Consider the following 6420-nt stretch of genomic DNA (forward strand, 5'->3'; position numbering starts at 1 on the left):
TGGAAGTGATTCGTTTATTTAAAGCATGGCAGGCCCGGCAGGTGATATTTTCTGTGTCTCATTTTCTTTTCCTTTTTCTTGACAGGAATCATCTAACGTAAGATGAGAAGCATCAGAGTTAAGAAATAAATTCCTGTTTACCTCTTTCTCGTCGCAAAGAATACTTCCAATATCAGGACTTTGAATTTTTATTTCCTTATCATGATAAGAATGAAGCGCGAAGCAGTCTTTTGGAATAAAACTGACTAACGTGCTGGAATCTGGTAAACCTGAGCGATATTGATCAGTTGCAGACCCTTTTAAATTAAAAATAATGCCTGTTAAAGGTTTGTCAAACATGGCTGGCAACGCGTCTACCAATAAAGCAGACTTGCATTCGCCGCTAAAAAGAATTGTCAGATCAAAATAAAGATGCTGAGCTATAAAATGCCCTCGACATTTTGGTGTATTCATGCACAAAGAAATAGCCGAATGCGCACTCTCTCCTTTTTCTTGCAAAGGACGCATCACAATAATTTGAATAGGTTCTTCTTCATGTTTTCCTTGATAAACAACATAAGCGTGAGTGTAGCCATTGACCTCTCTTCCGGTAGCAGGCAATACAGGAAGCGCTCCATCCAATTGACTTAGTCCTATCTGCTGTAATCTGCCTTCCTGATTTAAAACCAAATAATTATGTTGATGAAAGCACTTTAACTGGGCAATTTTGGTCTCGTGAGTCATTTCACAACTCCTCTTAGTTGGTTTATAGATAAACATTTAGATGTACTCATTATGCGGAGTATAAAACGTACATCTTCATTTCTTATCAATTCGAAGGATATTATTGACATTCCTATGAAGACAAAAATCTATCCTCAATTAAACAGGGCGTTATATACCGAAGAGATCCCGCTTTAAACAATAACATTTTAGACTATATCTCTTATTTGGCAATTTTTAAGACAGCAGAAAAAATTTTGTACTTATAGAAAATAAATCCAGTATTGCCTTGAGGTTATAGTTACCCTATCAACAATTTTACTATCGGGTTTTGCCAGACTAACTTTAGTTTTATTTTACAAGCTCTGAGCACGAGCTAACGTTTCCTCAGCCAATGTGAGACGCTTCTCTATTTTTCCCACCTCCCCCTGGAGAGTCAGTATTGCCTGAGTATTCCCACGAATTTGCATTTGTTTTAAAGCATTCATCATCGCTTCCCTCTGTATTGTCAGTTCATTAATAGTATGTTCTAACGAAGACAGCCATTGTTGGCGCGTACTTATTTTATTCAAATTAAAATTGACGTTTTCTTCTACTTTTGGCTTTTTTGATTGTAAATAACACAGAGTAACTAAAACATTTATTTTTCGATGGATTCGTTGGGCAAGATAATAAGCGCTGCATTCGCTTTTTTGCCTGCCCAGGGTTTGAATATTTTCTTTGATTTCGGCAATGCAGGCTGCTGGTGTGGGTTCCTGGAAGAGGTGAAAAAGACCGGGCGGAAGTGATGTCATTGAGAAAGCGCTCGCAGACTCTTTCATTTTCCATTCCAGTTCAGGCAATCGGGTTTCTAATTCGCATAACAGAGATTTAATACTCATAATAATCAGGCAAGATCGACCTCCAGTGGCGATATTAAACGGCGGGTTTGCCACCAGGAACTAATAAAAGGCGGCAAACACATAATAATAAGCCCCAAAATCAGCGTAATTTCATAACGCCCAATACTACCTACGTTAATGCCTGTCGGTGGCATAAAACTGACCACCAGCGTTGTTAATGCGCCTATACTTCCAATGCCCGCTACCAAAAACATTCCCATCGTTCCACCGGGAATACGGAAAGTACGTACATGCTCAGCAGCACTAAAACGTAATTTAATAGCCGCAGCGAACATTAGCAGGTACATCAGCATATAAAGTTGGGCCGCTAAAGCCGTTAATAACCAATAAGAGCCATTAACACTGGGCATAAAAAGAAAAAGGGCGGAAAGGACCGTCACAATAATAGCTTGCGTAATTAACATCACAACAGGCGCTCCCTGTTGATTGGTTTGTTGAAAAACAGCCGGTAAATTACCGTCTTCAGCAGCAACCAATAAACCTTTTGTAGGAGCAATAATCCAGTTACTCACGCCCCCTAATCCTCCAATCACCAGCATTAATGCAACTATGGGCATAAACCCTGTCAAGTGGTACTTGGAGAAAAAAGCGTAAAAAGCCTGCATAATCCCGGCAACCAGATTAATATCGTGTTGAGGCAAAACAACAGCAATCGCGAGAGAACCCAAAATTAAGGTACTTAAAATAATCAAAACGGAATATGTTAAAGCACGTGGAAAAGCGTGTTGCGGATTGTTAACGTCATTAGCATGAACCGTAGCAATTTCGATACCACAAAATGACATCATAATGGCAGTTAATGAAACCCATAGTGATTTTTCCTGCCAATGAGGACTTAAGCTCTGCGCATCAAACTGTACCTGTAAAGGATTACCACCCACTATCCATAAAGCACCTAAACCAATAATTAAAACCATGGGCAATAATAGGCCAGACAGAGCGCAAATGTTACTAAACAAGGCCGAGGAACGCATACCTCGCAAATTCAATAAAGTGACACTCCAAAAAGAACTGACAATCACTATCCAGAGAAAATAAGGATTATTAGCCACATCAGGATTAATTAAATAACCAATTGTTCCCGCCACAAATGATAAGATTGTAGGATACCAAATTACATTTTCGATCCATTGCAACCAAATAGCCAGAAATCCTGCTCGTTTACCAAACGCTTCCTTTACCCAAATATAGATACCTCCCTGTCTGGGCCAACCAGAAGCGAGTTCCGCAGAAACCAGTGCCGTAGGAATCAGGAAAAACAAAGCCCCGAGTATAAAGAAAGAGATCAGTTGACTACCGAATAACGCTGTAGCAGGTAAATTTCGAATACTGTCCACTGAGCCGACGGTAATCATAGTGAGGCTGAAAATAGTCAACGCATGCTTGTTACTACTCATTGCATTCCTTCTTTGCTGTTGCAACAACTTACAAAAATTTAATTGTAGCGAAACAAACTTAAGATAATCTTAATAATCGTGTAAAAAATAATCAAAAATCGTAGTGCCGAACAAAAATTCAAGCATATCGAATTACCAACGAAAGTCGGTATCCGAATCTTAACTTAAAGATCCTCATGGATGCCGACTCTTGGCTCAACATGGATTTACACCATGACTGCAATGGGTTGAGCCAACACCCAACTACAAATTTTCTAATCCAACGAGTATAAAATCGAACTTTGATGAGATTACCTTGAATCAAAAAACCCTCTTACTCTACGCGAGTTAAATTATTTTGTAAATTAAATTCGTTTAATTTAAATCAACTTGCATTAAAAAATGACAAATTTGGCAGTATCGCTATATTTTAGGGTTATGAATGGCACCTGAGTTTCATGGCCAATGTGACATTTGCCTTCAAAGAGTACCGAATTGCCGATGACAGTCGGCAATTCGGTAAAGATTAGAATGAATAATTATAGGCAGAATAATTATCTTGATCGTAAGCACGATTTAACTCATTAAGCATCGCAAACATAATTAAATGAGCTACAAAATATTCAGTAACAGGATCTCTACTCATAAAATCATTGGAATTCTCATTGTCTTCACCACTACTAAAAGTAGCACTGGTTTTTTCTGCAACCCGCGGTTTGGATTGCTCATACAACATAGTAAGAAGCATTATCAGTGATAACGTCTCTATAAAGGATGAACCTGAGTAACCAAATGAATATCCTTCATGAACGGATGGCCTGATTTCATCTGTAGTCGATTTATTATCTGATTTGGAATAATTAGATGAAGACGAGAAAAAAGACGATGTTTTAGGTGCTTTATAATCGCGTTCTGGCTCGGAAAAGTAAGGCGTGATTCTTTCTCCTTTCTCATCAATTTCTCCATTGTCATATTGCTTTCGATTCTCTTCATCACCTAGAATTTCGTAAGCTGCAGTGATTTCTTGAAATGTTTCCTGGGCACCAGGCGTCTTATTTTTATCAGGATGGAATTTTAAAGCTAACTTACGATAAGCTTTTTTAATTTCCTCCTGACTTACATTCTCATCACTATCAAATCCCAAAACTTGATAAAGTTTCTTGGCCATAATTACTCCTCTTATTTCTCTTAATTTATTCACTGAGTATAATTATTAAATATTATCAGAACATTAAGTTCCTATTTTTTACAGCAATAACCCTTCTGCACAGGACAAAAATTATGAGACAAGCTCCTGTTGAGGATAAATATTGAAAAATATGTCTAATATTTTTTTAAATTGAGATATTTTTTTAAAGGGATTGATAATGAGTTCCCTAATAAAATCAAAGCCATAACGAAAGAAACTATTTTGAGGGCGATAACTATCACGATGCTTGTTGAGCCTAATTGCTTTTTTCGTGACAGCTTTCCATTCACCCACTTTATGTGCCCAGCAAAATCCGATGGCTAATACAGCAGTTAATTTCTCTACGCTCTCCAGTGTGGTCATGTGAGTCTCTTCGAAACGAAATCCGCGTCACTTTCTTTTTTATTTTGCACAAAATTAAATAATGTTTCGTAATCATGTACTAAAGAAGTTTTGATGTCATATTTTTTAAACGTATCAAGAATTTTGAATGAATATTTTTTTAAATGGACTGCAATACTTTCCGTATAATTTCTATTAATTAATTGTACTTCATCAAAATGGGGGGGGTTCTATACTACTTTACCCTTCGTTCTATTTTATGGTAAATCATGGGTGAAATTGGTAAAGAATGTGGTTAAAAATTCTAAGTTAGGATATCGAATAATTTTACTACAGGTCTTCGGGGAGTAACGGAACTGTATTGTATCATTTTGCTTGACACGTCATTATGTTTGCGGCTGCAATAATAGCAACTCCGATTAACCAAGAAGGCTCAGTACATGCGATACAAAGACCCGCAGTTACATTTGTGGTAATAAAAAGCTTGTGACTGATTTCCATCATCAGGTAAGAGCTTCGACATAAAAATCTCTCTAATAGTTAAAACAGGTTTTGTTGTATCAAATAAGATCATAAACTACTGAAAAAACTATTTTTGTCTACAAAAGGTTGTAAGATCAGAAAGTGGACACTAGACTTAACAAAGAACGCGAGCCAGCGATGCGCTCGGAATTTAGTTTCGCACCATATATTTCGTTTCAATGATCTAACAAGGAGGAAGTCATGAGCATTTTTGGTAGCATCCGTTCTGCAATTTTTGGAACTGCAAAAGCAGCTACACCAGTGGACACCGGTGGCATTTCCGGCAACACGCCAGTAGCACCCTCCACCCCAAAGCCGATGACAGGAGCCGAAGTCGAAGCGATGATCCAAAAGGTCGCCGATACTACTGGTCGTAAGGACTACAATTGGAAAAAATCCATTGTCGATTTGATGAAGCTACTGAACCTCGATTCAAGCCTTAGCGCCCGCAAGCAGCTTGCACAGGAACTTGGCTACACTGGGGCGCTCGACGGTTCAGCTGAGATGAATGTCTGGCTCCACAAGCAGGTTATGATTAAGCTCGCCGAAAGCGGCGGCGTTGTACCTAACAGCCTTAAATAAAAATACGGAAAAGAACCAATGCGGCCCATAACGGTGACCTTATTTATGGCTCTACCCCAAATAGGCCAAATAAGGGGAACTTTAATGATCTTAATGTAAACCATCAAAAAGGAGATTAAAGTGCCGAAGTAGGCCTGCTGTGTACGTATTTCCTGTTTTGTGACAACTTAGCTCTCTTTTCACTAAAATATTTTGGAATTATGGATTATAGGAGCGTTTATTTAAAACAAAAGTTCCTTCCATAAATTTTTACTGCTTGTTTGTGCTAATGTGCAAAAGAATTAAATTATTCACAATGGTTTAAATTAAACCTATTAGACATAGTTGTAGAGTAAGGCATGACTCCTAATTTACCTAAAGGTCGCTGTATTATTACTGGAACCTCTTTCGATTTACCTAGGGTGGTTCAAATTGATATGATTGTAAACCCTCCTTTTTTAGTACCAGGCTAAACTAGAGGTTTCCGGGTGTTTGCTTAATCGGTATTGCACAGGCGTCATGCTGTTTAAAGCCTGATGCGGCCGTTCCTCATTGTACTCCTTTATCCACGCTTGGGTGATTTCTTTCACCTCCGTTAAACTTCTGAATGCGTACCTATTCAAGACTTCCGTTCGGTAAGTCCGGTTAAATCGTTCTATATAAGAGTTTTGCGTAGGCTTTCCGGGCTGGATGAACTCAAGCTTAATACCATGTTGCTCCGCCCATTCAGTCATCGCGATTGAAATGAATTCAGGACCATTATCCAGTCGCAGTTTCTTTGGGTAACCTCTTATTTCGGCAATTTGATTCAATTCACGAATAACTC

7 protein-coding genes are annotated in these 6420 nt (G+C 38.3%); 1 reads left to right on the plus strand and 6 read right to left on the minus strand.

The genetic code is table 11. The annotated features are described in order from the left end of the window. Positions 1-18: 18 nt before the first annotated feature. The 5 genes from T345_RS0104150 to T345_RS13525 form a co-directional block, all read right to left on the minus strand. A complete protein-coding gene (locus tag T345_RS0104150) occupies positions 19-723 on the minus strand; it encodes a hypothetical protein (protein ID WP_028388233.1) in 705 nt (234 codons plus the stop codon). Positions 724-1058: 335 nt separating this feature from the next. Continuing rightward, the gene (locus tag T345_RS0104155) at positions 1059-1583 is read right to left on the minus strand and encodes a hypothetical protein (RefSeq protein ID WP_028388234.1); all 525 of its coding nucleotides are present in this window, start codon (positions 1581-1583) and stop codon (positions 1059-1061) included. Positions 1584-1588: 5 nt separating this feature from the next. Next, positions 1589-3001, minus strand: coding sequence for an APC family permease (locus T345_RS0104160; RefSeq protein ID WP_028388235.1), 1413 nt, complete (start codon positions 2999-3001; stop codon positions 1589-1591). 505 nt (positions 3002-3506) lie between these two features. Continuing rightward, on the minus strand, positions 3507-4148 hold the full coding sequence (locus T345_RS14510; RefSeq protein WP_028388236.1) for a DnaJ domain-containing protein: 642 nt from the start codon (positions 4146-4148) through the stop codon (positions 3507-3509). A gap of 111 nt (positions 4149-4259) precedes the next feature. Beyond that, on the minus strand, positions 4260-4532 hold the full coding sequence (locus tag T345_RS13525; protein WP_051555124.1) for a hypothetical protein: 273 nt from the start codon (positions 4530-4532) through the stop codon (positions 4260-4262). 702 nt (positions 4533-5234) lie between these two features. Here T345_RS13525 and T345_RS0104175 point away from each other — a divergent pair. Continuing rightward, entirely contained in the window at positions 5235-5615 is a 381-nt protein-coding gene (locus T345_RS0104175; RefSeq protein ID WP_028388237.1) for a DUF3597 domain-containing protein, read from the plus strand. Positions 5616-6052: 437 nt separating this feature from the next. Here T345_RS0104175 and T345_RS13530 read toward each other — a convergent pair. Then, a partial coding sequence (locus tag T345_RS13530) for an integrase core domain-containing protein (protein ID WP_035918106.1) occupies positions 6053-6420 on the minus strand: 368 nt, incomplete at its 5' end.

The organism is Legionella fairfieldensis ATCC 49588 (assembly GCF_000621525.1).
GTDB classification, from domain to species: domain Bacteria; phylum Pseudomonadota; class Gammaproteobacteria; order Legionellales; family Legionellaceae; genus Tatlockia; species Tatlockia fairfieldensis.

Excerpts from the sequence above, each read along its gene's own strand:
- T345_RS0104150 (WP_028388233.1), bottom strand. The coding sequence starts at position 723 with ATGACTCACGAGACCAAAATTGCCCAGTTAAAGTGCTTTCATCAACAT.
- T345_RS0104155 (WP_028388234.1), bottom strand. The coding sequence starts at position 1,583 with ATGAGTATTAAATCTCTGTTATGCGAATTAGAAACCCGATTGCCTGAA.
- T345_RS0104160 (WP_028388235.1), bottom strand. The coding sequence starts at position 3,001 with ATGAGTAGTAACAAGCATGCGTTGACTATTTTCAGCCTCACTATGATT.
- T345_RS14510 (WP_028388236.1), bottom strand. The coding sequence starts at position 4,148 with ATGGCCAAGAAACTTTATCAAGTTTTGGGATTTGATAGTGATGAGAAT.
- T345_RS13525 (WP_051555124.1), bottom strand. The coding sequence starts at position 4,532 with ATGACCACACTGGAGAGCGTAGAGAAATTAACTGCTGTATTAGCCATC.
- T345_RS0104175 (WP_028388237.1), top strand. The coding sequence starts at position 5,235 with ATGAGCATTTTTGGTAGCATCCGTTCTGCAATTTTTGGAACTGCAAAA.